The 26,351-nt window shown below is 54.8% G+C and carries 22 protein-coding genes; 14 read left to right on the top strand and 8 right to left on the bottom strand.

Annotated features, from left to right (window positions below; genetic code table 11):
- Nucleotides 1–22 precede the first annotated feature (22 nt).
- The 4 genes from BUE18_RS05120 (at nucleotide 23) to BUE18_RS05105 (ending at nucleotide 4,068) form a co-directional block, all read left to right on the top strand.
- On the top strand, nucleotides 23–412 hold the full coding sequence (locus BUE18_RS05120) for a hypothetical protein (protein WP_139264615.1): 390 nt from the start codon (nucleotides 23–25) through the stop codon (nucleotides 410–412).
- Nucleotides 413–703: 291 nt separating this feature from the next.
- Entirely contained in the window at nucleotides 704–2,572 is a 1,869-nt protein-coding gene (locus BUE18_RS05115) for a tetratricopeptide repeat protein (RefSeq protein ID WP_073473596.1), read from the top strand.
- A gap of 16 nt (nucleotides 2,573–2,588) precedes the next feature.
- Nucleotides 2,589–3,368, top strand: coding sequence for an EcsC family protein (locus BUE18_RS05110; RefSeq protein WP_073473594.1), 780 nt, complete (start codon nucleotides 2,589–2,591; stop codon nucleotides 3,366–3,368).
- A 28-nt stretch (nucleotides 3,369–3,396) separates the two neighbouring features.
- Nucleotides 3,397–4,068: a nucleoside 2-deoxyribosyltransferase gene (locus BUE18_RS05105; RefSeq protein ID WP_073473593.1), complete on the top strand. Its 672-nt coding sequence runs from the start codon at nucleotides 3,397–3,399 to the stop codon at nucleotides 4,066–4,068.
- A 280-nt stretch (nucleotides 4,069–4,348) separates the two neighbouring features.
- On the opposite strand, the gene BUE18_RS05100 is transcribed toward BUE18_RS05105, so the two are convergent.
- The 6 genes from BUE18_RS05100 to BUE18_RS05075 form a co-directional block, all read right to left on the bottom strand.
- Entirely contained in the window at nucleotides 4,349–5,059 is a 711-nt protein-coding gene (locus tag BUE18_RS05100; RefSeq protein WP_073473592.1) for an ABC transporter ATP-binding protein, read from the bottom strand.
- Complete coding sequence (locus tag BUE18_RS05095) at nucleotides 5,053–5,805, bottom strand: ABC transporter ATP-binding protein (RefSeq protein WP_073473591.1); 753 nt, start codon at nucleotides 5,803–5,805, stop codon at nucleotides 5,053–5,055. The genes BUE18_RS05100 and BUE18_RS05095 overlap by 7 nt, the downstream gene beginning before the upstream one ends.
- Nucleotides 5,802–6,779 (bottom strand): branched-chain amino acid ABC transporter permease, encoded by a 978-nt coding sequence (locus BUE18_RS05090; RefSeq protein ID WP_073473590.1) that lies wholly within the window; start codon nucleotides 6,777–6,779, stop codon nucleotides 5,802–5,804. Before BUE18_RS05090 ends, BUE18_RS05095 begins: the two co-directional genes overlap by 4 nt.
- Before the next feature lie 7 nt (nucleotides 6,780–6,786).
- Nucleotides 6,787–7,638 carry a branched-chain amino acid ABC transporter permease gene (locus BUE18_RS05085; protein WP_083610784.1) on the bottom strand — a complete coding sequence of 284 codons (852 nt, stop codon included), beginning with the start codon at nucleotides 7,636–7,638 and terminating at the stop codon, nucleotides 6,787–6,789.
- Between the two features lie 132 nt (nucleotides 7,639–7,770).
- A complete protein-coding gene (locus tag BUE18_RS05080; RefSeq protein ID WP_073473588.1) occupies nucleotides 7,771–8,988 on the bottom strand; it encodes an ABC transporter substrate-binding protein in 1,218 nt (405 codons plus the stop codon).
- 91 nt (nucleotides 8,989–9,079) lie between these two features.
- Nucleotides 9,080–10,717, bottom strand: coding sequence for a uroporphyrinogen decarboxylase family protein (locus tag BUE18_RS05075; RefSeq protein WP_073473587.1), 1,638 nt, complete (start codon nucleotides 10,715–10,717; stop codon nucleotides 9,080–9,082).
- A gap of 381 nt (nucleotides 10,718–11,098) precedes the next feature.
- On the opposite strand from BUE18_RS05075, the gene BUE18_RS05070 reads away from it, so the two are divergent.
- The 6 genes from BUE18_RS05070 (at nucleotide 11,099) to BUE18_RS05045 (ending at nucleotide 16,786) form a co-directional block, all read left to right on the top strand.
- A complete protein-coding gene (locus BUE18_RS05070) occupies nucleotides 11,099–11,512 on the top strand; it encodes an ATP-binding protein (RefSeq protein ID WP_073473585.1) in 414 nt (137 codons plus the stop codon).
- A 4-nt stretch (nucleotides 11,513–11,516) separates the two neighbouring features.
- Complete coding sequence (locus tag BUE18_RS05065; protein WP_073473583.1) at nucleotides 11,517–12,935, top strand: CCA tRNA nucleotidyltransferase; 1,419 nt, start codon at nucleotides 11,517–11,519, stop codon at nucleotides 12,933–12,935.
- Between the two features lie 88 nt (nucleotides 12,936–13,023).
- The gene (locus BUE18_RS05060) at nucleotides 13,024–13,272 is read left to right on the top strand and encodes a glutaredoxin family protein (protein WP_073473581.1); all 249 of its coding nucleotides are present in this window, start codon (nucleotides 13,024–13,026) and stop codon (nucleotides 13,270–13,272) included.
- Entirely contained in the window at nucleotides 13,269–13,586 is a 318-nt protein-coding gene (locus BUE18_RS05055) for a ferredoxin-thioredoxin reductase catalytic domain-containing protein (protein WP_015947683.1), read from the top strand. The genes BUE18_RS05060 and BUE18_RS05055 overlap by 4 nt, the downstream gene beginning before the upstream one ends.
- A 6-nt stretch (nucleotides 13,587–13,592) precedes the next feature.
- Complete coding sequence (locus BUE18_RS05050; protein WP_139264614.1) at nucleotides 13,593–13,934, top strand: hypothetical protein; 342 nt, start codon at nucleotides 13,593–13,595, stop codon at nucleotides 13,932–13,934.
- A gap of 134 nt (nucleotides 13,935–14,068) precedes the next feature.
- Nucleotides 14,069–16,786 carry a cation-transporting P-type ATPase gene (locus BUE18_RS05045; RefSeq protein ID WP_073473577.1) on the top strand — a complete coding sequence of 906 codons (2,718 nt, stop codon included), beginning with the start codon at nucleotides 14,069–14,071 and terminating at the stop codon, nucleotides 16,784–16,786.
- A 109-nt stretch (nucleotides 16,787–16,895) separates the two neighbouring features.
- Here BUE18_RS05045 and BUE18_RS05040 read toward each other — a convergent pair whose 3' ends face one another.
- Entirely contained in the window at nucleotides 16,896–17,519 is a 624-nt protein-coding gene (locus BUE18_RS05040; RefSeq protein WP_073473575.1) for a cytidylate kinase-like family protein, read from the bottom strand.
- 343 nt (nucleotides 17,520–17,862) lie between these two features.
- On the opposite strand from BUE18_RS05040, the gene glgA reads away from it, so the two are divergent.
- Both glgA and BUE18_RS05030 read left to right on the top strand, forming a co-directional pair.
- Nucleotides 17,863–19,314, top strand: a complete 1,452-nt coding sequence (gene glgA / locus BUE18_RS05035) for a glycogen synthase GlgA (protein WP_073473573.1) — start codon at nucleotides 17,863–17,865, stop codon at nucleotides 19,312–19,314.
- Nucleotides 19,315–19,330: 16 nt separating this feature from the next.
- Nucleotides 19,331–20,578: a glycosyltransferase gene (locus BUE18_RS05030; RefSeq protein ID WP_073473571.1), complete on the top strand. Its 1,248-nt coding sequence runs from the start codon at nucleotides 19,331–19,333 to the stop codon at nucleotides 20,576–20,578.
- Nucleotides 20,579–20,676: 98 nt separating this feature from the next.
- Here the strand turns inward: BUE18_RS05030 and BUE18_RS05025 are convergent, their stop codons facing one another.
- The gene (locus tag BUE18_RS05025; protein ID WP_073473569.1) at nucleotides 20,677–22,269 is read right to left on the bottom strand and encodes an HD domain-containing phosphohydrolase; all 1,593 of its coding nucleotides are present in this window, start codon (nucleotides 22,267–22,269) and stop codon (nucleotides 20,677–20,679) included.
- A gap of 286 nt (nucleotides 22,270–22,555) precedes the next feature.
- Here BUE18_RS05025 and BUE18_RS05020 point away from each other — a divergent pair, with 286 nt between their 5' ends.
- Together BUE18_RS05020 and BUE18_RS05015 are read left to right on the top strand one after the other, a co-directional pair.
- A complete protein-coding gene (locus tag BUE18_RS05020) occupies nucleotides 22,556–25,096 on the top strand; it encodes a SulP family inorganic anion transporter (protein ID WP_073473567.1) in 2,541 nt (846 codons plus the stop codon).
- Between the two features lie 13 nt (nucleotides 25,097–25,109).
- Complete coding sequence (locus tag BUE18_RS05015) at nucleotides 25,110–26,321, top strand: response regulator (RefSeq protein WP_073473565.1); 1,212 nt, start codon at nucleotides 25,110–25,112, stop codon at nucleotides 26,319–26,321.
- The last annotated feature ends 30 nt before the right edge of the window (nucleotides 26,322–26,351 follow it).

Raw genomic sequence — 26,351 nt, 5'->3', positions numbered from 1 at the left:
AAAGCGGATCGTCCTTGCCGGGATGACGATCAATGCCGCAACCGATGATAATGGGCGCCCCAGGCAGAGCAGCATCCTGCCTGGGCGCGTCAGCGCAGTAGGAGCGGCCTTTGAGGTGATAGAAGCCATCAATCTCCCGCAGACGAACGCCTTTTCCAAAGCCAAACAAAAGCATGAATGCAAGCAGATCCGTGCGCCCGCCAACCGTGCCCAATTTCTGCATTCTTATATGGCCGCGCCTTTTGTTCTTCAAACCCAGGCAAAAAAGCCTGCCTGGGCCACCCTACCATCGCCGCCATCCGTCATTTCCGGAAACGGGGATCCAGCGTCGTTGTGGAACTGCAGCGAAATGGAGGTTAAAAGCGCAAAAAATGAAAAAGCAAATTACTGGAATGACTGTATCTTGGTTTAAAATCCCTGGCGCCTTGCAAACCAGGGCCATTCTATATTATCATGCCTTATCTGGGACGCGGGGATAAACGGGAGTGCATGCCGTTATTTCCGGCGCATCCCATGAGCATGTAGGACGCCACTTCAATTGGAATATGAAAGACGGCTCGCTGATGAGGGCGGCGGGTCCGGCGGACGAGTCTATTGTCCTCTTTATGTCGATTCATGTTCCTTCTTTTATGAAAAGGCCGTTTTAAAAAGCGGAGTTTTTAAAATGGCAGCTTTTTCCGCCTGCTAAACGGAGGTCGGCTGTATGCCTCATTCACGTTCAAAATCCATCCCGCTGAATATGTTTCTCCTATGCGTTCTTTTTTGCATTCTATCCCCTGCTTTAGCCGGCGCCGCCGCTTTTGAGCTGAAAAGCAAACCCGATGAATACGGCATGTATATCTTCAGGGATGGAAAATACATCCCGCTGGAGCAGACCCGGATTCAGTACTCCCGCACCTGGTACCCCATCACGTTCACCAACTCGCGCATGGCGGTCTGCCATCTTTCCGAACTGGATGCAAAGGCGCCCATATCCGCCAAAATGGAAAAGGACGACGTCCTGGTCATTTACTTTCCGGGCGCCGGGGGCCACCGGTGGTTTTTCGCCTCCATCTTTTATTTTTCCGAATACAGCTTCAGAGGCCGGGCTTCATACCGGATCAACCGGCGGCCCGAAGGCTGGTATGCGGGCTTCATCACCATGGGCTCTTCGGAGGAAGTGGCGGCCCTCATGGGGGAGAGCACGGCGGACAACTACCATTTTGAAGGGGGGAATATTAAGGATGGTGATATTTTATATAAAGAGGATGATCTTATAGCAGCCAGGATTTCGCCGGACATAACCATCCCGGCGTCCAAATACGTGATCACGGCCCTGGATTACACCTTTACCGAGCAATCCCGGGGCCGGGAAATTCAAGAGCAATTGCCCCAAAGCGGATATCTGCTGGAGTTCCCCTATATTGAACAGACGCCCGACTTCTTCGCCAGACGGGATAGAATCCGGCGGGCCAATGACGAAAGGAGCAAGCTCTACATCGTCACCCGCAAGCATTTCGACCTGGCGCCGGACGAAGTGCTGCATACCGGAATATTCATCGACAAAAGCTGCAAGGTCTATTTCAACTCCCAGGAAGACTTCCGCATTGTCACCGCTGATGACGAATGGCTGGAAAAGGCGTATTGGCCCAAGGGATTCACCTTCGCCCGGGACTACGTGCGGGTGCGGGACCTTAACATGAAAGCCCATAGGGTGGAAAACCGGAGTTTTTCCCTGCTCTACGAAAAAACCGAAGCCGGGACGGAAGTGCGTCTCATGGGCATGAAAAGCGGATCCCGGGTGGGAGTTTCCTACAGTCCCATGTTCGCCTACGACATGGAATACGAAAAGCACGTGGAAGCGGGCTGGGAAGCCTATCGCAATGACAAGTTCTCCGAGGCGGAAAAGGAGTTCAACGCCGCCCTGGAGGTATTGCCCGACTATCCCAAGGCATTGGCCGCCCTGACCTATTTGTACGCCAATGCCAAGGACTCCGCAGTGAAGGACCCCAAAAAAAGTTTGGAGCTTGCGGAAAAAGTCCTTAAATTCCGGCCTTGCTACCCTTATGTGTGGGACGCCGCCAGCGCCGCCTATTATGAAAACGGAGATCTGGACAAAGCCTTGGAATGCCAGGATAACGCCTACGGCAAATACAGCAGCCCCCCCAAGTCTTATATCGAAAAAACCGCGGAATACCGCGCCTTGCGCGCCCAGTTTCAAGACGCGAAAACGCTTTATCGCCAGGAGCGGTATGTGGAGGCCATCAAAATCCTGCAGGACGCCTTGGAAAAAATGCCCCAATATGTGGACGCCCTGGATTTGTTCGCCAGAATTCTTTCCACCGCCAAAGACCAAAAGTTCATTAGTCCGGCCATGGCCATAAAATACGCGGAAGTCGCCTACGCCCTGGCCCCGGAAAAGCCCTCCGTCCTGGACACCGTGGCGGAATGCCTTTATGCTGCAGGGGACCTGAAGGGCGCCCTGCAATTTGCGCAAAAAGCCCGTTACTACGACCTGAGCGCCCCTTATTATCAAAGGCAGGTTGAGCGTTTCTCCCTGCTTTTGGACAGAGCCCGAAACAATCAGCGATAGGAAGGAAGGCGGCCTTATGGGCCTTAACGAAAAGGAACTGAAAGAGCTTAAGGAAGCCAAACGCCTGCTGGAAAATCCCGGATTGGCGGTCAAGTTGTCCAACGCCCTTGGCGCTCCCATCGAGCAGGGCTTTGACATGCTGCCGAAAAAAATGGGGAGCGCGGTGAAAATCGCAACCAAGACAGCTTTGGAAAAAGCCGTGGGCGCCGCGGTCATGACCATGAATCAAGATTCACAGCCCAAGGCCTCCAATTTTTTTCATAAAGCGGCTGCAGCCGCTTCCGGCGCCGCCGGCGGCGCATTCGGCCTGGCCGCCCTGTCCGTGGAACTGCCGATTTCCACGGTCATCATGTTTCGATCCATCCTGGATATCGCCCGGGAAAACGGCGAGAATATAAGGTCCCCCTCCACCCTGGCGGCCGGACTGGAGGTGTTCGCCCTGGGAGGCCGCAGCGAAGGCGACGACGCTGGTGAAACCGGATATTACGCCGTACGGACGGCTTTGTCCCGGACCGTGGGGGAAGCGGTGGAATACCTTGCCAGAAAGGGCGCTGTTGACGGGACCGCTCCGGCCTTGGTGCGTCTTATTTCTACCATAGCTTCCCGGTTCGGCATAGTCGTCTCCGAAAAAGCCGCCGCCTCGGCCATTCCCATCATAGGCGCCGCGGGCGGAAGCCTTGTTAACACGTTATTCATGAATCATTTCCAATGTATGGCCAAGGGGCATTTCACGGTCAGGCGCCTGGAAAGAACGCACGGCAAAGAGGAGATTAAGCGCCTTTACGAGCAATTATAGCAACGATTAAAAATTCAGAAAGGTTAGCATGAAGCATTCAAAAAAGAGGGTGTACTGCTCCGGGCCTTTGTTCTGCCCCGAAGAGCAGTGGGGGATGAAAGCGATTGCGGACGTTTTGGAAAAAGCGGGATATGACACCTTCCTGCCCCAACGGGACGGCTTGGAAAAATACGTCATGGGCCTGGCCAACGACCCCAGGGTGACCAACAAGATGTTCCGGCGCATCAATCAATTCGTAAACCGGGCCATATTCTCCGTGGACGTGTATCAAATCATTGAAGGCTGCGATTACCTGGTTTTTAACATGAACGGCAGAACCCCGGACGAAGGCGGCGTGGTGGAAACCGGCATAGCTTTCGCCGTGCAAAAGCCCCTGGTCATCTACAAAAAGGACTACCGCACCAAATTCAACGGCAGCGACAATTCCATGCTCACGGGCCTGACCTACACCTTTTCCACCGTGGGGCGCATGGAGCGAATCCCCGCGGAACTTGAGAAGGTGGCCGCCAGCCTGGAATCCATGGGGCCCAATCCTTATAACGACAACGTGCCTCCGCACATGAAAAAGGTGCTTTCCTTCGGAAAAAAGATCTGGAAATTCTTGGGCGTGGTCAACTTCTTTGAGGCGGACGATGAAAAACGCCTGGATCTTCTGGACCAAATCGCCGCCATGAGCAAGCAAGCGCCAGGCTTTGCGTGATCTCAAGATTGCGCTTCTTGTTTTTGGGTGGCCCGGGCATGCAATGCCTGGGGCCGAAGGCCAAAAGGTGCGGCCGAAGTGCTTGAAGAAATTAGGCAAGTCCGGCGGGCGAACGGCGTGGGTTGAATTCATGCTTTTTGTTTGGATTTGGATGGGTCGTTCGTCCGCCTGAGTTTATAGACGTTAACCAACCACATAGGTCGCACCTACTGCGCTGACGCGCCCAGGCACGGTACTGCTCTGCCTGGGGCGCCCATCTATGACGGGCGTCGCCGGGATGTTACATCTTCATCCAATGGTCCGGATCGTCAAAGCCTGCTAGGAACTCTTTAATATTGCCGTGTTTCAGAATTCTTCCTTTTTCCATAAAATACACGCTCAGATCTTCCCCCAGGCTCATGGCCATGGGGTAATTCTGCTCCACCAACAAAATGGCCACGCCTTCCTCCCTTAACCGGCGCAAAATGCCTGCCACTTCATCCACCAGAATCGGCATCAATCCTTCCGTAGGCTCATCCACCAGCATCAATTGGGGCTTGGACACCAGGCCGCGGGCTATGGCAAGCATCTGCTGTTCGCCGCCCGAAAGGCTGCCGGCTTGTTGCCCTAATCTTTCTTTAAGCCGGGGAAAGTAGCTGAAAACCCGTTCAAGACTCTCACGGCGATCCAGCCTATTCTTATGGGCCAGCATGCCCATTTCCAGATTTTCCAGGACCAAAAGATTGCTGAAAACCTGCCTGTCCTCGGGGATGTAGCATATGCCCTGCCGGGCGATTTTGCAGGGGGACGAGCCTGTAATCGGACGATCTTGGAAGATTATGCGGCCGGAACAGGGAGGCTCCACGCCCATGATGCTTTTCAGCAAGGTGCTTTTGCCGGCGCCGTTTCTGCCCAGAAGCAGCACGGTTTCCCCCGGCGCCACGCGCAGCGAGACATCCTGCACAGCCGGGCTTTTTCCGTAGCAGACCTGAACCGTGTCGACTGTCAGCACGCCGCCCTCCCCTTTCCAAGGTAGATCCTTTGCACGTCGGGATTTCGCCTTATTTCCTGCGGCGCCCCTTCCGCAAAAATCCGCCCTTCGTTCATCACCAGCACCCGGTCCGAAACTTCCATGACCACCCCCATGTCGTGCTCCACCAGGATTACGGATAGGCTGAATTCCTGGGCAAGATGCTTTATAAGCCTTGCGGCCTGGCGGGTTTCCGCCGGACTCATGCCGGCGGTCGGCTCATCCAGGAGCAAAACCTTGGGATTGGCCGCCAGAGCCAGCCCTAAGTCCAAATAGCGCCTTTCCCCGTGGGATAGGGCTTCCGCCGGACAGTCGGCGGCGCTTTCAAGGCCGACCTGCTTTAGTACGGCTTTTGCCTGCCTGAGCGTTTTTTGGGCAAGCCCTTTTCCGCGCCAAAGAGAACGCCATGAACTGGGAGGCTGGGCGGCTACGCTTAAATTCTGCATTACCGATAAGGAGGGAAAAAATTGGGATGTCTGACAGGTTTTGACGACGCCCATCCGCGCAATGCGCTCCTGGGGAAGGTTAGTGATTTCATCGCCTTGAAATAATATTCGTCCCCCGTCCACGGGCTCTGCCCCTGCTATCAGGTTGAACAGGGTGGTTTTACCGGCCCCGTTCGGGCCGATGATGGACTTGAATTCTCCGGCGGCCAACGTAAAATCCACCTGATCCACGGCCACGAGCCCGCCGAATTTCTTGGTCAGTTTTTCCGCTTTGATAATCATGTTTGCTGCTCCGGGATCGCCGGCGCCATGCGGCGCCGCACCCGCTGTCTGATGGTCCCCGCAACGCCCTGGGGGAAGAGCAGAATCAGCGCCATGAAGAGGGTTCCCGAAAACAGCTCCCAACGCTCCGTAAAATTGCCGGTTACATCCTGGAGGCATAGAAAGACGAGGACTCCCACGATAGGCCCGGAAAAACTTTGCATGCCGCCCAAAATGGTCATCATCATAATCGAGCCGGAGGTGAACCAATGCAGGGTGGATAATGGAACATACCCCAGGTACACGGTCAAAAGCCCCCCGGCAAGGCCGCAAAAAAGGCCGGAAATCGCCATGGACATGATTTTTAAGGCGTGTGAAGGAAAGCCTAAAGACTTGACTCGGGCTTCGTTTTCCCGAATGGCCGGCAGCAGCCGTCCCATGGGCGAATTTAAAACCTGGCGCATGGCGAATATAGCCAATGCGAAGAAAAACAGGGTGAAAAAATAGGCGGACAAAGGCTTGCTCAAGTCCAGCGGCGCAGGAAATTCAATGGCCAGCTTAGGGATAAACTTGAGGCCGTCCTCGCCGCCTGTCAGGCCTTTAAGGGGCGAAAGGGCCAGAAAGTACAGCATTTGGGAAAAAGCCAGGGAAATCATGGCAAAGTAGACGCCCTGCCTTTTCACCGCCAGGGCGGCCAGCGCCAGAGCAGCCAAGCCCGCCGCGAGCGTTCCCAGTAAAAGGGCGGGGAACACGCCCAACTCAAGATACCGCAAAGCCATTCCGGTGACATAGCAACCCAGGCCGAAATACGCGGCGTGCCCAAAGGAAAGGATGCCGGTATGGCCCAGGGCGAGGTTGAAGCCCATGGCGAAAATTGCGTAAATGAGAATTTCCGTAGCCAGGGGCGTGGATAAAACCAAAGGCATGGGCGCCAGAACCAGCAGGATCGCCCACACGATTTTCAGGCTATATGGATTTTCCAGCTTTTCTTCCATAATCCGCTCAGTGCCTCCCGGCTTCTCCGAAAAGCCCCCGCGGCCTGACCAGGAGCACAATAAACATGACGATAAAAATAGCCACCTTGGAGTATTGACCGGCGAACAGCGAAACAAAGCTGACCACCTGACCAATAATCAGTCCGCCCGTTACGGCGCCCGCCAGGCTGCCCAAGCCTCCCAGCACCACCACGACAAAGCTTTCCACGGTAATTTCCACGCCCATATCCGGGCTGGCGGAAACCATGGGCGCCGCTACGGCGCCTCCCAATGCAGCCAGGCCGACGCCGATGCTGAACCCCACGGTCCAGATTCGGGCCACGTCAATCCCCAGGGCCTCGACCATCCTGCTGTTCAAGGTAGCCGCCCTCATGACCATTCCCAGGTCGCTTTTTTTCAGGAAGAGCCATAGGCTTGTCATGACCACGGCCGTGAGGACGATGATGAACAGGCGATATTTGGGAAAGGGAATGGTTCCCAGCAGGATGAATCCGCTCAGCGCCTCGGGATAATCCACGGTCTTTCCGATCAAACCGAATATGACCTTCATCAGGTCCGGGACGGCGACTGAAAATCCAAAGGTTAACAACAAGGGGTATAGTTGATGTTTTTCGTACAAGGGGCGCAATAAAAACACTTCGGCCAGGGCTCCGATCAACCCGGTGATGATCGCCGCACTGGCCAGGCCTATCCAGAAGCTGCCTGTCAGGGATATGACCAAAAATACGGCGTAGGCGCCCAGCATATAAAAAACGCCGTGGGCGAAGTTTACAACGTCCAGAAGCCCGTAGACGATGGTCAACCCGGCCGCCAGCAAAATGTAGATGGCGCCCAGGGCCAAGCCCAACAGGATGTGCATGATGATGAGGTTCAGGTCGATATCCAGAATATGCGCCTCGCAATCAATGCTAAAAGGAAAGGCGGCTCTTTCGGCAAAGCCGCCTTTCCATGATTATAATTGCTTCTTTTATGGAAAAACCCCTTGCCGCCGCTACTTGGTGGGGATGGGAACATTTCCGTAAGGCAGATTGTTTTTGTTGTTTTCGCAGGATTGCAGGGTTTCCTCCCAGGGGACTTCCTGCACAACTTCAAAAACGTCCCAGTCCTTGGATTGATCGCCGCGGCCCCTTAACACGAGAATGGATTGCTGGCGCGCATGGTCGCAAGCCCGGAACTGTTCACTCCCCTTGGGCGTTTGCACGGTCATGCTGGTCAGCGCGTCGATTAGCGCATCCACGTTATCCGCAGCGCCGTTTTTGGCAATGGCCTGCCAGACGGCTTTGGTTCCCACATAGGCGGCCTCGGCGTCCCCGGAAGGAGGCGCGCCGAATTTGGCCGTAAAAGCCTCGACGAATTTCTTGTTTTCCTCGCCTGCAGCCTTCATGTTCCAGTAATAGGTTGCCCCTCCGTAAATGTTTGCGTCATAGGCCTTGCCGCATTCTTTGGCGATGTGCAAATGGGTCTTGCTGATGACGATTTTCATCTTTTTGGTCAGGCCCAACTGGGAAAACTGTTTGATGGCGGCTATCTGATCGGCCCCGTAGTTGTTCAGGACCAGAATGTCCGGGCTTTCCGCCAATATGCGGGGGATGTAGGTGGAAAAGTCCCGCGTTCCCAGCGGATGATAGATATTGCCCTTGAACTCCCCGCCAAGCTGGTCGCTGTTGTACATCCAACTGGCCATCATGTCGTGGAAGCCGCGATAGTCGGCGGACAAGGACATCCAGGTTTTACCCAGGTTCTTGAACGCATACGTCGCCAGGGCGTCGGGATTCTGATAGGGAATCACTGCGGAGGTGAAGCCTTTGCCGCAAAACTCCTTGCCCACAGGCAGGCTGTTGTAGCAATAAGACATATACAGCAGGTTGTTTTTACAAGCGTATTCATTGATGACCAGGGAGATGGCGCCGGACAGGTTTCCGCCGATGACGGTGAGATGCTCCTCCTCCACCATTTCCTTGACCCGGCGAAGGGCGATGTCCGCCTTAAGCTGCGAATCCTTGACGATCAACTCGGCCTGTCCGCCCAAAACGCCCCCGGCCTGATTGACTTGGTCGGTGGCCAGCATGGCCCCGTTCTTCATGTCCTGCGCCATGGCGGCGTAAGGTCCTGAAAGGGGCAGAACAATCCCGAATTTCGCCCCTTCGGCCATGGCCGCACAAGGAATCAAGATGCAAATCAAAGCAATTAAAACCAACCTTCTTATCATTTTAAGCCTCCTCTTCATGAATCAATAAAAACAAGATATGGCGCCCCCTGCAATTGCTTGGTTACGCTCCCTTAAACGGCATTTCAGGCCTTTAAGACGGCTGCGGCCCGCTCTTTGCCTGGCGAAGCAGCCCTTTTGCAAGCCCCACCGCCCTGACTGCGTCCGGGGCGAAACCGTCCGCTCCCAGCGATTGGGCCGCGCTTTCATTTAAGGCGGCGCCTCCCACAATCACTTGAGCGTCGATTTTTCCCTTTTGACGCAATGCGTTTATAATTTTGCCCATTTCCTCTTTGGACTTTGTTGTGAACGCAGAAAGGCCGATCAACTTAGGGTGATGCTCGCCGTAAGATTCTAAAAACGCCTCGGCGCTCACATCCACGCCCAGATCAACCACCTGATAGCCGTATATTTCAAAAAAGATGCGAACCAGATTCTTGCCGATTTCATGAATATCCCCTTTGACCGTGCCAAGGATGACATCCGTTTTTCCAGCGCCCCGGTTGTGCAGCCTGTCCTCCAAAAGGCGGAAGCCCTCGTAAAAGGCGTCGACCATCAGCAAGAGGGAAGGCAAAAAGCACTTTTTGGCCTCGTATAGGGCGCTCCCCTTGCGAACAGCTCTTGTGAGGCCGCTGGTGACGATGACCAAAGGATCTACGCCCCGTTCAAGGGCGGATTGCACTCCTTTTACGGCCTCCTCGGCCTTGGCGGAAAAAACATGGGCGCTGATCTCCGATAATTGGGGAACGGCGGGTTCAAGCTCGGCGAAACGGCGCCTGCCCGTTTCCACAAAACAGCGCACATTTTCAAGAGGGGCGGAAAAAGGCACGGCGCAGCCCGTGCTCAAGACGAAATTCCTCTTCAGAGCCATCATGGAAACAAGATCCGCGGTTTCGGAGGCAATGTCCTCCAAAGAGCCCCTTTCCACGATGCTTACCGGGTCGATGTTTCCAATAATGGAAACGTCATCCGGAATCTGGTCCTCAAAGGCCATGAGATCCATGCAATTGTCAAAGCTGACGCCGCCGACTCCGGTCTTGACCATCTGGTCCACAACCTGGGCGGTGTCTCCGCATATGTGAAGAATGGTTGGAAGGGCGTTGAAAGGATCAAAAAGCCGTTGCAGAAAATCCCCTGCGAACTCCCAGAATTGATCCGGCGGTATCAGGGCGGATAAAGGATCTGCAACGGAAACCACATTGGCGCCCGCGTCCACCAGGAATTGCGTATAATTCCCGGCCACTTCCAGCGCCTTTTCCAAAAGATCCATGACCGCGCCCCGGTCGTCAACAAGCATCCGAAGCAGGGCTTCCTCGCCCACGACCTGGCCGGCTACGGTGAACGGCCCGAATACTGGCGCCGCTATATACTTGCCGGGAAACTCCTGCTGCATCCGGGACACAACCCGGGCGTTTATCTGCATCCGGGCGGCATGGCCCGGTTTGGGAACTTCAATGGACCCGGCCGGAGACTTCACCGCCGGCATTCCCCCGTTGGAAAAAGCAATTTCAGCCCCCATGGCCTCCGCTTGAATGACGATGTCGCTGAAATAAAACAGGACGTCGGCGTCCAGGTTTTGGTAATATCGTCTCAGCGCCTCGAATTTAAGGTCTGCATCCCACAAGATTTCGTGAATTCCTGCTTCGATGGTCTGAACGGAAGGAAGGGCGTTGATAGGATAAACAAGACGGCGGGGAAAACCAGCCTCTCCATTTATAGATAAACGAGCCATGAACTAATCAATCAGTGTGTGTGGCGCCTGCCGTTTGAATGCGGGTCTATCCCTGCAGGCTATAAAACGCGGCATGTTTTTAAAGACCCGTCTATTGGACTAGTGGGATTATTGCCATTCCCGCCATAAGTCAAACTGATTTCATCGATAGAATACATCCTAAAAATTGAAAAATTCTATATAATTACCAACCAGCGAACGCCGCGGTTGGACCGCCTCCGCCTGGGCCTTCTACAGCCGGCGTGGGGACGCAACCTGCCGGAAATACAAAACCCGGGCCTCAAATTTTCGGGGTCGCCTTTAGGGTGGAAATGAGATGGGAAAACGTGTATACAAAAAGCATCTGTTAATGAATATCCCCGTGACTGCGAGGAGGCTCAAGTGTCTGAAAAGTTCAACTGTAGAATCAAAAATGATTTAGGCGAGTTGGCCAAAATCTCGAAGGCCGCCAACGAATTCCTGGAACCGCTCAATCTGGATCCGAAAATCGTGTACGGGGTGGACCTCATCCTGGAAGAGATGCTCACCAACGTCATCACGCACGGTTATGAGGACGAAGGCACGCATGAGATTGACGTCTCCATTGGACTGGACGAGGATGAAGTCAGCATTGTCCTGGAAGACGACGGGGCGCCGTTTAATCCGCTATCCCTGCCCTGGGCCAGCCACTCCGCGGACGCAGACGAGTTGATGGAGGAAGGCCTGGGCATCCACTTTGTTCGCAACATGATGAACGCCATGCAATACAGGCGGGAAGACGAAAAAAACATCCTGGAAGTCTGCATAGACCTGTAAAGGCATGCTGAAACAAAAACTGACAAGCTGGTTTAAATCAGGGGGGGCTGGAGCCCCCCTTTATTTAGTGGGGGGCTCGGTTCGTGACTTTGTCCTGGGGCGTCCCATGAAAGACATTGACCTGGCATGCCCCAACGCCAGGGAACTGGCTAAAAAGCTGGCGAGAGCAAACAACGCGGCCTTTGTCCCCATGGAAAAGGATCCCAAGGCGCCTTGCTTCCGGGTTGTAAACAGAAACGATCCTGCCGACTTTCTGGACGTGGTCCGATTTCGCGGGCCAGACATCCATTCCGACCTTGCCGACCGCGATTTCACCATCAACGCCATGGCCCTGGACCTGGGAAACGGGTTTCCCCAAGATCCCATGGGGGCGATCCTGGACCCCTTCAACGGCCTGGAAGACCTCAGGAAGCAAATCATTCGTTCTTTAGGACGCAAAAACCTGGAGGACGATCCCTTACGCATTTTACGGGCCTTCCGGTTCGCCTCGCAACTGGGTTTTGAGATAGAGGGAAAAACCCTGGCGGATTGCAGGGAGCTCGCCCCTCAACTGGAGAGAATCGCAGCCGAACGGATCACCCATGAACTGATTACCGCTTTTGAGGCGGAGAGCAGCTATTCCGTGGTTCGCAAAATGTGGAAGGCCGGGGTTCTTTTGCCCATCTTTCCGGACATAGCCCCCATGGAGGCCTGCCAGCAGGACGGGTTTCACCACCACAACGTTTGGGAGCACAGTCTGGACGTTTACGAGGCCCTGGAGGGCATTCTGGGCAGTCTGGACGCCTTGTTTGGGGAGTATGCGCCCCAAGTGCGGGAATGCCTGGAGGCCGGCCGCGCCGTCCCCATGCTAAAACTCTCGGCCCTGCTCCACGACATCGGCAAGCCCTGTACTGGGCGATACGACGAAGCCAAAGGCCGCACCACCTTTTTCGGACATGCAAAAAAAGGCGAGGCCCTGGCCCGGACAGCCCTCGGCAGGCTGCGCCTGACCAACAAGGACCTGGATTTTGTGTGCCTCCTGGTTTCCGAACATCGCCATGTGGAGCAACTGGCCCAGCCCGTTGTAAAACACAAGACCCGCATGGCCTGGTACCGGAAGCTGGGGGATTTCTCCGTGGCCTGCGCGGTCCTGGCCATGGCCGACAATATTTCCAAACAGGGAAAAATGTGCACCGAAACGGATCGCAGCCGGCGCGAAAAGCATCTCATGGAAATGGTTCGTGAGTATTTCGCCGAAGCCAAGGGCGCCCTGGCCCGGCCTTTGCTCCTCAACGGAAACGATCTTTTGGAGATCGGCCTCCCCAAAGGCCCCGGGATAGGCAAGGTTCTGAAAGCCGTCACCGCGGCCCAGGATGCAGGCCAGGTTAAGACCAAAGAGCAGGCGCTGGCCCTGGCGAAAAACGTCCATAAACAAATTAAATGAACCTTTTTTCAGGACTTTCACCGGTTTTTTGACAAGGCGGGCTGAAATCCCTATATTATTTCAGAACCCTTTAATTTAGGAGGTATTTATGGCAGACATCATGCTCTATACGTTAAGCACTTGCGGTCACTGCAAACGGACGAAAGCGCTGCTGAAAGAATGCGACGTGGAATACAAAAGCACCGACGTGGACCTCCTGGAAGGCAAAGAGAGGGAGGAAACCATCGCAGAGGTCAAGAAGTGCAATCCCAGGCTTTCCTTTCCCACCCTGGTCATCGGCGACACCGTCATCGTGGGATTCAAGGAAAAAGAAATCAGAGAGGCCCTGGATCAATGAACGCGGAAGAGCTCTACGAAAAATTGAGAAAGCTGCAGGAGCCCAAGGGGTATTTCTTTAACAAGGACAAAGCCCTGGTGATGGAGCTCCTGGAAGGCTTGCTGGAGAACAAGGAGCGCTACGGATACATGTGCTGCCCCTGCAGGCTGGCCGCCAACGACAAGGACGCGGACAAGGACATCATTTGTCCTTGCAAGTACAGGGAGCCGGATGTGCAAGAGTTTGGCAGCTGTTATTGCAATTTATACGTGTCCAAGGAATGGAACGAGGGTGAAATTGAGGAAGCCTACGTCCCGGAACGCCGGGGGCTGTAGGCGCCATTGCCATTCGCCCTTGGCGTTGAAAAGGCGGCGTTAAGTATTCATAATGCGCCGAATGCTTCATTTAATGCCCCAAACAGTTTGCCTCACACAAGACGCGGTAAACCGGGAGGGGCTTTTAAATTGGGCGCTTCAAACGCAGATCAAAAAGTGCGCCTGCCGTCAGGACCTGCTGCAGCCTTTGCGTTTGCGGGGCTCAGTTGGCAAGCGCTTTTTGCTTATTCTCCAATCTGTTTCCTTAGAAAAAAAGCTGTTTTCTTTATCCAAACAACGGGTTTCATCGCTCATGGAACGGGCTTTGGCGCCTGCGGAAACGTGACAGCCGGCGCCGCTAAATATTGACTTGACTGCACGGATACCCCATAATTATTTCACAAAAAAATTAAGGGTTAGTCATTGCTTTGAACCAAGGTAAAGGACGGATGCATCCAACGACCTACACGCTTCTATGATCAATTACGCGAATGGAGATAAATATGGATAGCCTGCCGGAAAAAGTATGGCATAGCCTCAAGTCAGAGGAAGTGCTGAATGTTTTGGAATCCGACCCTGCAAAGGGTTTATCGAGCCAGGAGGCGGCTCGTCGGTTAGAGGCTTTTGGCCCCAACGAACTGACCCAAAAAAAGGGGCAGGGGCCGTTGATTCGTTTTTTATTGCAGTTTAAACAGCCGCTGGTCATCATCCTGCTCGCGGCCACAGTCATAACCCTGTTGCTTCAGGAGTATGTGGACTCCATTGTTATTTTCGGCGTGGTCCTGGTAAACGCCATCATAGGGTTTGTGCAGGAATCCAAGGCGTTAAAGGCCATCGAAGCCCTGGCCAAAGCCATGGTCAGCGAAGCCACGGTGCTCCGCGACGGAGAAAGGCAAAGGGTCAATTCCAGCAAGCTGGTTCCCGGAGACATTGTTCTGCTGCAATCAGGGGACAAGGCGCCCGCGGACATGCGCCTGATCAAATCGCGCGAACTGCAGGTGGATGAAAGCGCTTTGACCGGAGAAAGCGTGCCCGTGCAAAAGGCCGAAACGGTTTTGGACGAGGACATGGTCATAGGCGACCGCCACAACATGGCCTTTTCCTCCACCCTGGTCACCTATGGGGCCGGACAGGGCGTGGTGGTCTCCACCGGGGATCGGACGGAAATCGGGCGCATCAATGAGTTGATTGCCTCGGCTGACATACTGGAAACCCCATTGACCCAAAAAATCCACCATTTTTCCAATATTCTCCTGTATGCCATCCTTGCCATGGCCGTAGCTACCTTCATTATCGGCTTTATCAGGGGCCAGGACCTGGTGGAAATGTTCATGGCCTCCGTGGCTTTGGCCGTGGGCGCCATCCCGGAAGGGCTGCCGGCGGCCATCACCATTACGCTGGCCATCGGGGTGTCCCGCATGGCCAAACGGAATGCCATTATCAGGAAACTGCCCGCCGTGGAGACCCTGGGGTCCACCATGGTCATCTGCTCGGATAAAACCGGAACCCTGACGCAAAATCAAATGACCGTCCAGGATATCGTGGCCGGGGGGGTTCGCTACAGCCTGACCGGGGTGGGATACTCCCCCGAGGGGGAAATCCGGGATGAAGAGGGGAACTTCGACCTCGAGGCCAACCTTTCGTTGCAGGAATTGCTCAAAGCCGGCGTCCTTTGCAATGATTCGACGGTAAAAAAGGCCGAAGGCGGATGGCGGGTGGAAGGCGACCCCACGGAGGGCGCCCTGCTGACCTCCGCCATGAAAGCCGGATACAACGTGCAGCAGTTGACCTCTGACATCCCCCGGCTGGACACGATCCCGTTTGAATCGGAAAGGCAGTACATGGCCTCGCTTCACGATCAGGGCGAGGGCAAACCCCGCATCATATATGTCAAAGGCTCCATAGAAAGCATCTGTGTGGAGTGCAGCGTGATTTACGGCCCCGACGGGGAGCCGGACGTCCCCAAGGCCGGAGCCATTACCCAATGGGTGGAATCCATGGCGGAAAAAGGTTTGCGCGTACTGGCTTTCGCCCGCAAGGAAGTACCGCCTGACACCACGGAAATCACGCATGCCGACCTGGAGCAGGGTTTGGAGTTCATGGGCCTTCAGGGCATGATCGACCCGCCCCGCCCCGAGGCCATGGACGCCGTGGAAGCCTGCCAGGCCGCCGGCATTCGCGTCAAGATGATTACCGGCGATCACGCGGGCACGGCAGCGGCCATTGCCCGGCAGATGGGTTTGTGCGGAGAAACCTGCTCCTACCATACCCGGGAGGTGCTGACCGGCAAGGATATCGCCGCTCTGGACGACCAGGAGTTAGTGGAGCAGGCCGACAGCACGGCGGTTTTCGCCCGGGTGTCTCCGGAGCAGAAGCTCAGGCTGGTGGAAGCCCTGCAGAAAAGGGACAACGTTGTGGCCATGACCGGAGACGGCGTAAACGATGCTCCGGCGTTGCGCCAGGCTAACATCGGGGTGGCCATGGGAATCACGGGGACGGAGGTTTCCAAGGAATCCTCCGACATGATCCTGACCGATGACAATTTCGCCACCATCAAGGCCGCCGTGGAGGAAGGCCGGGGGGTTTTTGACAACCTGGTCAAATTCATAACCTGGACCCTGCCCACCAACGGGGGCGAAGGATTGGTCATTTTGACCGCGATACTGCTTGGAACCGCGCTGCCGATTCTGCCCCTGCAAATCCTGTGGATCAACATGACCACGGCGCTTTTGCTGGGGCTGATGCTGGCCTTCGAGCCCAAAGAGGAAGGCATCATGCAGCGGATGCCCCGGGATCCGTCCGAACCGATCCTTACCCGCACCTTGATCGAGCGCATCGTGCTGGTCAGCCTGCTGCTTGTTTTGGGCGCCTTTGGGTTGTTCAAGCTGGAAGTCGCTTTGATGGGAGGGGACGAAAGCCTGGCCCGCACCCTGGCTGTCAATGTTTTTGTATTTGGAGAGATGTTCTACCTGTTCAACTGCCGATCCATTACCCGGCCGGTTTGGACTCTGGGGCTCTTTAGCAACATGTTTCTCTGGGCGGGGGTCGGGATCATGACCGCGCTGCAATTGCTCTTCACCTACGCTCCGTTCATGAACAGCATCTTTCAAAGCGCGCCTATGGGCTGGGCCGAGTGGGGGATGGTGTTCGCCAACAGCCTGTTGATCTATCTGGTGGTTGAAACGGAGAAATGGGTCCGGCGGCGCAAGGCGGAAGGCTGAAAAATCGCCGGCGAGGGCTGGAAGACCGTTTAATCCGAACAAAAAAAGCACATCCCGTGCAGTTCATTTACCGGCCGTGCAACGATCAGGTTGCACGGCCGTTTGCATCTTAGTCCATATACCCCTTGCCCTTCACGCTGTCGCAAATGGCCTGAACCGCCTGATCAACCGTGTTCTTGCCCATATCGATAACCAGATCGTACAAACGCGCATCGTTCCAGTCTTCTTTGTAATACTGCTTGATGTAGGCTTTCAGGTCGTTTTCTTCATTTTCCACGTATTTTCTCGCTGCATCTTCATCCAGCTTTTGCTTTTCCATGACTTCCCGGACCTTAAGGCCCATGTCTTTGGTCAGGCGCACGTGCAAAACATTGTCCCTGCCTTTAAGGATGCATTGCCCGCCCCATCCTAGGATGACCACATTGCCTTCGTTGTATAGGTCTTCCACCAGTTTTTTGGTGACGTTGTAATAATTGTCATCGTCCAGGCAGCCGTGTTCGCGGTCCACCACTTTTTGCACGATGGAGCAGGTATATTTATCGACGAACCGGAGCACGCGGGAACTGGAGGCCTTGCTGAACACCTCAGCCTCGTTTTCCGAAATATTCAACTCCCTGGCAATGTCCGCCAGCAAGCCCTTTCCCACTTGGTCATACCCCAGTTTTTCCGCCAGTTTTTTGGCGAGTTCATTGCTGTGGGTTCCGTATTCCTTGCTTATTGTGATCACTGCCATAATGCCCTCCCAACCATAATTTCCAAAAAGAGATAAAAAAAGACTGCACGTGCAAATAATAAGTGTTAGTGACTAAACTTAAGTGCAATAGCATTCCATGTCAACAAACGGATGCGATGGCAGCCCGGTATAATGAGAAAACAACAAAAGGCCGCATGGCGGCGTCTTTGCGCACTTTGAAAAATGGAAGCCGCGAGCGTTCCCCTGGAAGGCGGCGGCTGAAAAGTCATCCGGGCGGGCGGCTTTCGCCCATGCAAAATGCGAATCTTGACCATAAATGCCGCCGGACGCTACAATGTCCCCTGATTAATCCATAAACCCCTTAAACGGAAATGTTTTTTAAATGAAAGTGCTTATTGTTTCATCCGAACTAAGCCCCATAGCAAAGGAAGGCGGCCTGGGAGACGCGGTGGCTGGCCTTGCCCCGGCTTTGGACGCTCTGGGATGTGAAGTGAAGGTCGCCATTCCCGGATACGGGCATGTGCTGGAGAACTGCCCCGGCGCCGAACTGATTACGGAAAACGTTCGGGTCTCCATGGGATATTTCAACATGACGGCCGGCCTTCGCAAGGTAGAGCCGGCGCCGGGCGTGGAGGCCTACATGGTCTGCAACGAATCCCTGTTTGGACGGCATGGCGTGTACGGAGACAATGCCGGCCTGTTTATGGACAACCATAAGCGCTACATATTCTTTTCAAAGAGCATTCCGGCCCTGTGCAGCGCGACCCGGTACATCCCGGACGTCATCCTGGCCAACGACTGGCAGACCGGCCTGATTCCCGCGCTTATGGACCAGGGCCACATGCCGCAAACAGCCAGCGTTTTCGTGATTCACAACATAGGGTATCTGGGATACGTCCCCCCCGAAGACGCTTCCATGCTGGGGCTTTCCAATACTTACCTGACCTATGAAGGCATGGAGTTTTACGGGCAGTTGAGCCTGCTCAAGGCGGGAATCGCCTACGCCAACAAGCTGGTGACGGTCAGCCCCACCTATTCCCGTGAAATCCAGACCACCGAGCAAGGCGCCGGCCTGGACGGGCTCATGCGAAAGCGCAGCCAGGACCTTGCCGGAATCCTGAACGGCGTGGATTTTCAGGTCTGGAGCCCGGAAACGGACAAGCACATTCCATGCAATTACAGCAAAACGGATATGGCGGGTAAAGGAGAGTGCAAAAAAGCCCTCCTAAACGAAATGGGCATGGACCCGCAGCTCATGAAAGCCCCGGTGGCGGGCATGGTCACCCGGCTGTTCAGCCAAAAGGGGATTGAACTGGTTATCGGCGCCTTGCCCGAAATCGTGGAAAGCGGCATGGGATTCATCCTGTTGGGCAACGGCGAGGAATCCTACGCCCGGGACCTGCGCAGGCTGGCCCGGGCCTATCCCGGCCGGTTCAGGTTTGAAGAAGCCTTTAATGAGCCCCTGGCGCACCGGATTATAGCCGGGACGGACATGCTGTGCGTGCCGTCCCTTTACGAGCCGTGCGGCCTGACGCAGATGTACGCCCTGCAGTACGGAACCATCCCCGTGGCCAGAGCCACCGGCGGGTTGGCTGACACGGTCCGGGACATTAAAGCCTTTGCTGGCAAGGGCAACGGGTTCACCTTTGACGCATTTTCGCCCGGCGCCTTCGCCAACGCCATGGATAGGGCGGGCAGATACTACAAAAACAGAAAAGCGTGGAGCGCCCTGACGGCGAAAGCCATGGCCAGCGCCGGCGTGTTTACTTGGGACATGGCGGCGGAACAGTATTATTCCATCTTTGAAAGGGCTGTAAGAGCAAGAAGATTATAGCCAAAGGAGGCCGATCATGCGTTACAATACCGGATTGCGAGCCTATACCTCCAAGAGGGTGGAGGAAATCGAAAAAGCCGACATCCTGGTGGGCATACCCTGCTACAACAACCAGGAAACCATCGCCCACGTCATCCAGATGGTTAGCCACGGCCTTTTTAAGCATTACAAGGAGCAGAAATCGGTTATCATGATTGCGGACGGCGGATCCACCGACGATACGCGGGAGTCGGCCAAAGAATTTGAAATCAAGCCCTGGCAGGAGAAAATCGTCTCCATATATCGCGGCCCCGGAGGCAAGGGATCGGCCTTCCGCTCCATATTCGAGGCTGCCTCGCGGCTTCAGGTCAGAACATGCATGGTGGTGGATTCGGACCTGCGCTCCATCACCAGCGACTGGGTGAAATACCTCCTGGAGCCGGTCCTGGAAAAAGACTATCAATACGTCTGCCCCATCTATTCCCGCTATAAATATGACGGAACCATCACCAACAATATCGTCTACAACCTCACCCGCGCCTTGTACGGACTCCGGATTCGCCAGCCCATCGGAGGGGATTTCGCCTTTTCCGGCGCCCTGGCGAACTATTACATGGACCAGGACGTGTGGGCATCCGACGTGGCCCGGTACGGCATCGACATCTGGATGACCACCAACGCCGTCACCAACAACTTCAAGATCTGCCAGGCCAATCTGGGAGTCAAGGTGCACGACGCCAAGGACCCTTCCGAATCCTTGGGCCCCATGTTCAAACAGGTGATCTACACCCTGTTCCGCCTCATGGAGGAATACGAAGACGAATGGAAGTCCATCCAGGGAAGCAGGACCGTGCCTGTTTTCGGCCTGGAAGAGTTTTTGGAGCCCGAACCCATCGCAGTGAACCTGAAAAGGCTTGTCCAGGAATACCGCATGGGATTTCGGAGATTCAAAAGCCTGTATCAGGAAATATTCTGCCCCGAATGCTATGAAGAACTGAAAAAATGCTCCACCATGTCCCCCACCAAATTCCGTATGCCGGTCAAAACCTGGGTCCGGGTTTTGTACGAAACCGCTGCGGCTTTCCACCATTGGGACGCCAACCGGGATCAGCTTGTGGGATTGGTCACGCCCTTATACCTGGGCCGAGTGGCCTCATTTATCAATCAGACCAAAAAAATGAACTCCAGTCAGGCCGAACAGGTGGTGGAGGAGCAGGCCGCCATGTTTGAGGAGGAGAAAGGGTATTTGCTGGAAGTTTGGGACGCCAAGCCCAAAAACGGGTAGCAAATAAGTCTGCCATTAAAAATGCAGCATCAATTCGATTTTTCGGGGTATGCCAAAACCAAAGTCGCGGCGCCTCATGAAGGAGCGGCAGGGAGGGATTATGGAGACCTCTCCTTGGTTTTCTCGGCCGGGAACAAGGGGATCTGGTCGGTTGACTTTGGCTGCAGCTCCTCAACCCTGTTCTGGATAACGCCTTTGTTATACAACGAAAAAAATGCATCCACCACCTTGGGGTCAAAGTGGTTTCCCGAGCCTTCACGGATGATGTTCAGGCAAACGTCCTCGGGCAAACGCCTGCGGTAGGCCCTGTTGGTGGTCACGGCGTCAAAAACGTCTGCCACCGCCAGGATACGCGCCAAAAAGGGAATATCCTCCCCTGCCAGTCCATTGGGGTATCCGCTGCCGTCAAATTTTTCGTGGTGATTGCGGACAATCTCCTTTTCCAGGTCCCACAACCCCATGTATCCGATGATGTTGGCCCCGATATCCGGATGCCTTTTGATTTCCTCAAACTCGTCCTTGTCCAGTTTTCCGGGCTTAAGGAGAATGCTGTCTGATATCCCTATTTTTCCGATATCATGAAGGTTTCCAGCGACTTGAAGAACCGCCCGCGCCTCCTCAGGAAGCCCCAGCTCCTTAGCCAGCAATTCCGCAATGGCGGTGACCCGCAGGGAGTGCATGCGGGTGTATGCGTCCCTGGCTTCCAGGGTTTCCACAAAGGCGAACAAGGTGGAAAAGAGGTTTTCGTATATGTTTTCGTAAAGCCCCAGGTTCTCCACAGACATTCCGGCTTTCTCGGCCGCAAAAACCAGCCGCGATATAACCTCTGCCGGAAGGGTGTTGTCATGGGAAAAACTCACCGCGACAAGCACGCCGAAAGGGCGGTTGCTCAAGGAGATAGGGGCCGCCGCAATGGACCTGACCAAACCCATTTCATGGGCATTCGCCTTGACGCCGGATAGAGCCGCGGGCAGAGAGTCAAAAGAGGTTTTTTCCAGCCAGGAGATCAACTCCTCCTGCGCGTCCTGCAATTTCGCCACCCGGCCCGGGCCTGTCATATTGTTCGGGTTGCCTCGTTTTAATGCGCAGGCGGGCTTCTGGTCAGCGCCTATGGTCAAGAAGAGATAAGCTGCATCGAATTCCGATATCAACAGGGCCAGAGAGATGGTCTTTTCAAAGATCTCCTTGACCGAGCCCGCTGATTCCAGAGTTTCAATAATTTCATTCAACATCTTCAAATCTTGGGCTTTTTCCTTAAGCTCCCGGTGAATCCTCTCCAGTTCCGCCTTTCCTTTGATCTCCTTTTTCAACATGACGTTTTCCTGAACCATGGCGCTGCGTTTCATGACCGTTTGCATAACAATTTCCATCTGACGCAACTGAATGGGTTTAATGAGAAAATCCACCACCCCGCTTTTCAGGGTGCTAATGGCTGCGTCCAAGCTGGGATATCCCGTCATAACGATAACCGGGATGGTGTTGTCATGCTTCTGGATTTCATGAGCCAGTTCCATGCCGGTCATGCCCGGCATGTTGAGATCGGTAAAACAGCATTCTATCTTCCGGCTTTTGATGATCTCCAAGGCTTCCTTGCCGTTGTGGGCAAGAAAAACCTCGTGATCCTTGCTGGAGAAATACTCCCGCACCATATCGAGAATGGGCTGTTCATCATCGACAAAAAGAATGTTCATAACTTCCCCAGGGTTGTCTATTTTCTGCGGCGCTCAATTTTCTTCAAAAAACAATATGCAAAAAGGGTTCCATGTTCATGCCTCTTGCTTTGGAGGCCTTGCCGCCTATGGAATTGGCGCTTGACTTTTAAACTTGGTCCAACATATATATACGCTTGTGAAAAGAATCCCAAGCTCGGGGGCGGGCGCTTTTCACGCCCTTAACTGAGGAAATAACCTACATAATATTAACCAGTTAGGTCTGTATGGACCGCAACAAACCTAATTATGGCGGGGGCAGTCTTTCATGCGTATCAATTTTCTACCCTTCTTGAGTTGGTTCAAGAACTATGACGCGTCCAAGTTCAGGGCGGATGCCATTTCCGGTATTACGGTGGCGTTGGTTCTCATTCCGCAATCCATGGCGTACGCCCAATTGGCGGGTCTGCCGCCTTACTATGGATTGTACGCGGCCTTTCTACCTCCTATGGTGGCTGCCATGTTCGGCTCCAGTTTGCAGTTGGCCACGGGCCCTGTGGCTGTGGTTTCGCTGATGACGGCGGCGACTTTGGAGTCTTTCGCCACGGCGGGGAGCGTGCAGTATATCGAGTACGCGATCGTGCTCGCTCTGATTGTGGGCATCTTCCAGTTTCTACTGGGCGCGCTGCGATTGGGGCTGGTAGTCAATTTTCTGTCGCATCCGGTGGTCAACGGTTTCACCAACGCCGCGGCCATCATCATCGCCACATCCCAGCTATCCAAGCTGTTCGGCGTTTATGTGGACAAGGCGGAGCACCATTACGAGACAATCATCCGGGTGATCGTGGCGGCCACATCATACATACACTGGTACACGCTGTTTATGGGGGCCCTGGCCTTCGGCATTATGTACGGGCTCCGAAAATGGAACCCGAAAATCCCCAACGTGCTGGTAGCTGTTGCATTCACGACGGTGCTTTCCTTTGCAACAGGATTCAACAACGATTATAAAGCGACCATAAACCAACTGCCTCTGGAAATTCAGGAACAGGTCATAGCCTTCAACCACGGCCTGGAAGAGAATGTCAAGCTGGGCGAGGCGCGCACGGAGTTGGGCTCCAAGCTGGCTGAAGTCAAGCATGAGTATGGAGTTCATTCCAGGGAGTATCTTGTGCTTGAACACGAAAACTCCCTGCTGAACCTGGAAATCGAAGAAAGTAAAATCGCCATTGCAGAAGCCCGGAAAGCCATCCGGGACATGCATCTGGCATACGTAACCCGTGAAAACGGTTCCGTGGCTTTTCTCCCCAAAACAGGGGAGCAGCAAGGCGACGGCAACATCTGGCGGGTCAAGGTGGGCAACAAGCCTTTGAACGTGGAAAGCATTACGGTGGCCGGCGGCGGCGACATTGTGGGGACCATTCCCAAGGGGCTTCCCCAAATAGGCATTCCCCAGTTAAGCGTCAGCACTTTCCTTAAATTCTTGCCTTACGCCATCATCATCTCTTTGTTGGGCTTTATGGAGGCCATCTCCATCGCCAAGGCCATGGCCGCCAAGACGGGCCAGCGCCTGGATCCCAACCAGGAGCTTATCGGCCAGGGCTTGGGCAATATTTTAGGCGCGTTCGGGAGGAGCTATCCGGTTTCCGGATCGTTCTCGCGGTCGGCGGTCAACTTGCAGGCCGGGGCCGCGACAGGGCTGTCCTCGGTCATTACGTCCCTGGCCGTTGTCATCACCCTGCTGTTTTTCACGCCGCTGCTGTATTTTCTCCCCCAGGCGGTTCTGGCGGCAGTCATCATGATGGCGGTTATCGGCCTGGTCAACGTGCACGGCTTTGTGCACGCCTGGAAAGCCCAGCCATACGACGGCATCATCTCCGTCATCTCCTTTGTGGCCACCCTGGCTTTTGCACCGCATCTGGATAAGGGCATCATGGTGGGCGTGGTGCTGTCCATCGGCGTGTTCCTGTACAAGAGCATGCGGCCCAAAGTGGCCACCCTGGCCCTGCACCCGGACCAAAGCCTGCAGGATGCGGCCCATTTCGGCTTGAAGGAGTGCAAGCACATCGCCGTGATCCGCTTTGACGGCCCCCTGTTCTTCGCCAACGCCAGCTACCTGGAAGACCAGGTGACGGAGCGCAGGAACAGCATGCCGGAATTGCGGGAAATCCTGATTGTGGCCAACGGCATCAACGAAATCGACGCCTCAGGCGAGGAAGCCCTGTCCCTGCTGGTGAGCCGGTTGCGCAGCGGCGGCGTGGAAGTGTCCTTCTCGGGCATGAAGGACAGCGTCAAAGCCTCCCTCACCAGGACCCACCTGTACGAGCACATCGGCCCGGAAAACTTCTATCCGCTCCAGGTGCAGGCTTTGGAAGCCATTCACGCCCGCGCCCACAGGGGCTCGGACGAGAAGGACTGCCCCCTGACCACGGTGGTGAAACTGGGCAGGGGCAGCGCCCTGAACGAAGAAGAGCTCAAGAGCCTGTCCCGGGTCCTGCTGGTGGATGACGAGCGGGAGTTTGTGGAAAATCTGCGGGATCGTTTGAAAATGCGTGACTTCGGGGCTAATGTGGCTTATGACGGTCAACAGGCCTTGGATCAAGTAAATCGGGAAATCCCGGATGTCATGGTGTTGGATCTCAATATGCCGGAAGTGGACGGATACCAGGTGCTGCAGGAGGTCAAGGAAAGCCATCCCTACGTTGAGGTGATTATTCTGACCGGACACGGCTCCCAGGAAGATCAGGAGCGGTGCATGAAGCTGGGCGCCTTCGCCTACCTGGAAAAGCCCATTGACATAGATGAGCTCACCAAAGCCATGAAATCGGCCTACGAAAAGGTGAACCGGAGAAAAACAGCTAACCAGTGATGGAGAAATAACCATGTCCACGATCAGCATCTTCGCCGGCGCTTATTGCCAGGCTGAGGACGTGGCCCGTAAAACGGCCGAAAATCTGAAGTATTCCTTTGTCAGCGACAAAGAGGTTATTGAGCAAGCCGCTTCACAGTTCGGCGTGCCGGCTTCCCGCTTCATCCGGACTATGAATGGCAAGGTTTCCGTGTTCAATGCCTTTACCCATGAGCAGGAAAGGATCATGGCCTTTTTGAAGGCCGTGGTCGCCGGGTTGATTCGGGAGCAGGGGGTGGTCGTCTACGGTAAATCCGCCAAGCTCATTCCTTCCCACATATCGCATGTTTTGACCGTGGGAATTCTGGGCGAGGCTTCCTTTCGCATTAAGAATGCGGTTCAAAAGGAAGGCGTTTCAGAGGCCCAGGCCCAAAAATTGGTGCACAAGGACGAGGAAGCCCTGACCAAATGGTGTGAAAAAATCACCGGCGCCGCGCCTTGGATTCCGGACCAGTACGACATCTTTTTGCCCATGGACAAAAGCTCCGTGGATGAAGCGGCTGAATTGATAGTCAAAAACGCCAAGAAAAACGTCCTGTTGCCGACCAAGGAATCCCTGGCGGCGCTGAACGACTTTGTTCTCGCCGCTCATGTGGAAACCGCCCTGGTCAAGGAAGGCCACAGCGTGGGCGTTGAGGTTAAGGATAAGAACGTAATATTGACCATCAACAAGCATTCCCTCATGCTTAACAAGTTGGAGGATGAACTGAAAAGCATTGCTTCCAACTTATCAGGAGTCAATTCCGTGGAAACCAAGGTCGGACCTGATTTTTACAAGGCGGATATTTACCGGAAGCACGATTTTGAGGCCCCGTCCAAGGTCCTGCTGGTGGACGACGAGCAGGAATTCGTTCAAACCCTGTCTGACCGGCTCTTGATGCGCGATGTGGGCTCCGCCGTGGTTTACGACGGGCAGCAGGCTTTGGACTTCATCCAGGAGGACGAGCCCGAAGTCATGGTCCTGGACCTGAACATGCCCGGCATGGACGGCATGGAAGTGCTTCGTAAAGTCAAGCAGAGCCATCCGGGCATTGAGGTGATCATCCTCACGGGCCACGGCAGCGAGAAAGACAAAAACCTGTGCATGGACCTGGGGGCCTTCGCTTATCTGGAAAAGCCCGTGGATATCGAGGTGCTTTCGGAAAAAATGCGTGAGGCGTACAAGAAGGCCCAAATCAGGAATTAAGCCGGCCAAATCGGGCGGCCGCACCGCCGT

This window comes from Desulfatibacillum alkenivorans DSM 16219, assembly GCF_900142135.1.
GTDB lineage: Bacteria > Desulfobacterota > Desulfobacteria > Desulfobacterales > Desulfatibacillaceae > Desulfatibacillum > Desulfatibacillum alkenivorans.
This window is presented reverse-complemented; position numbering and strand designations above follow the sequence as displayed.

Excerpts from the sequence above, each read along its gene's own strand:
- BUE18_RS05120 (WP_139264615.1), top strand. The coding sequence starts at position 23 with ATGACGATCAATGCCGCAACCGATGATAATGGGCGCCCCAGGCAGAGC.
- BUE18_RS05115 (WP_073473596.1), top strand. The coding sequence starts at position 704 with ATGCCTCATTCACGTTCAAAATCCATCCCGCTGAATATGTTTCTCCTA.
- BUE18_RS05110 (WP_073473594.1), top strand. The coding sequence starts at position 2,589 with ATGGGCCTTAACGAAAAGGAACTGAAAGAGCTTAAGGAAGCCAAACGC.
- BUE18_RS05105 (WP_073473593.1), top strand. The coding sequence starts at position 3,397 with ATGAAGCATTCAAAAAAGAGGGTGTACTGCTCCGGGCCTTTGTTCTGC.
- BUE18_RS05095 (WP_073473591.1), bottom strand. The coding sequence starts at position 5,805 with ATGATTATCAAAGCGGAAAAACTGACCAAGAAATTCGGCGGGCTCGTG.
- BUE18_RS05090 (WP_073473590.1), bottom strand. The coding sequence starts at position 6,779 with ATGGAAGAAAAGCTGGAAAATCCATATAGCCTGAAAATCGTGTGGGCG.
- BUE18_RS05085 (WP_083610784.1), bottom strand. The coding sequence starts at position 7,638 with ATGCACATCCTGTTGGGCTTGGCCCTGGGCGCCATCTACATTTTGCTG.
- BUE18_RS05080 (WP_073473588.1), bottom strand. The coding sequence starts at position 8,988 with ATGATAAGAAGGTTGGTTTTAATTGCTTTGATTTGCATCTTGATTCCT.
- BUE18_RS05075 (WP_073473587.1), bottom strand. The coding sequence starts at position 10,717 with ATGGCTCGTTTATCTATAAATGGAGAGGCTGGTTTTCCCCGCCGTCTT.
- BUE18_RS05065 (WP_073473583.1), top strand. The coding sequence starts at position 11,517 with ATGCTGAAACAAAAACTGACAAGCTGGTTTAAATCAGGGGGGGCTGGA.
- BUE18_RS05060 (WP_073473581.1), top strand. The coding sequence starts at position 13,024 with ATGGCAGACATCATGCTCTATACGTTAAGCACTTGCGGTCACTGCAAA.
- BUE18_RS05055 (WP_015947683.1), top strand. The coding sequence starts at position 13,269 with ATGAACGCGGAAGAGCTCTACGAAAAATTGAGAAAGCTGCAGGAGCCC.
- BUE18_RS05045 (WP_073473577.1), top strand. The coding sequence starts at position 14,069 with ATGGATAGCCTGCCGGAAAAAGTATGGCATAGCCTCAAGTCAGAGGAA.
- BUE18_RS05040 (WP_073473575.1), bottom strand. The coding sequence starts at position 17,519 with ATGGCAGTGATCACAATAAGCAAGGAATACGGAACCCACAGCAATGAA.
- glgA (WP_073473573.1), top strand. The coding sequence starts at position 17,863 with ATGAAAGTGCTTATTGTTTCATCCGAACTAAGCCCCATAGCAAAGGAA.
- BUE18_RS05030 (WP_073473571.1), top strand. The coding sequence starts at position 19,331 with ATGCGTTACAATACCGGATTGCGAGCCTATACCTCCAAGAGGGTGGAG.
- BUE18_RS05025 (WP_073473569.1), bottom strand. The coding sequence starts at position 22,269 with ATGAACATTCTTTTTGTCGATGATGAACAGCCCATTCTCGATATGGTG.
- BUE18_RS05020 (WP_073473567.1), top strand. The coding sequence starts at position 22,556 with ATGCGTATCAATTTTCTACCCTTCTTGAGTTGGTTCAAGAACTATGAC.
- BUE18_RS05015 (WP_073473565.1), top strand. The coding sequence starts at position 25,110 with ATGTCCACGATCAGCATCTTCGCCGGCGCTTATTGCCAGGCTGAGGAC.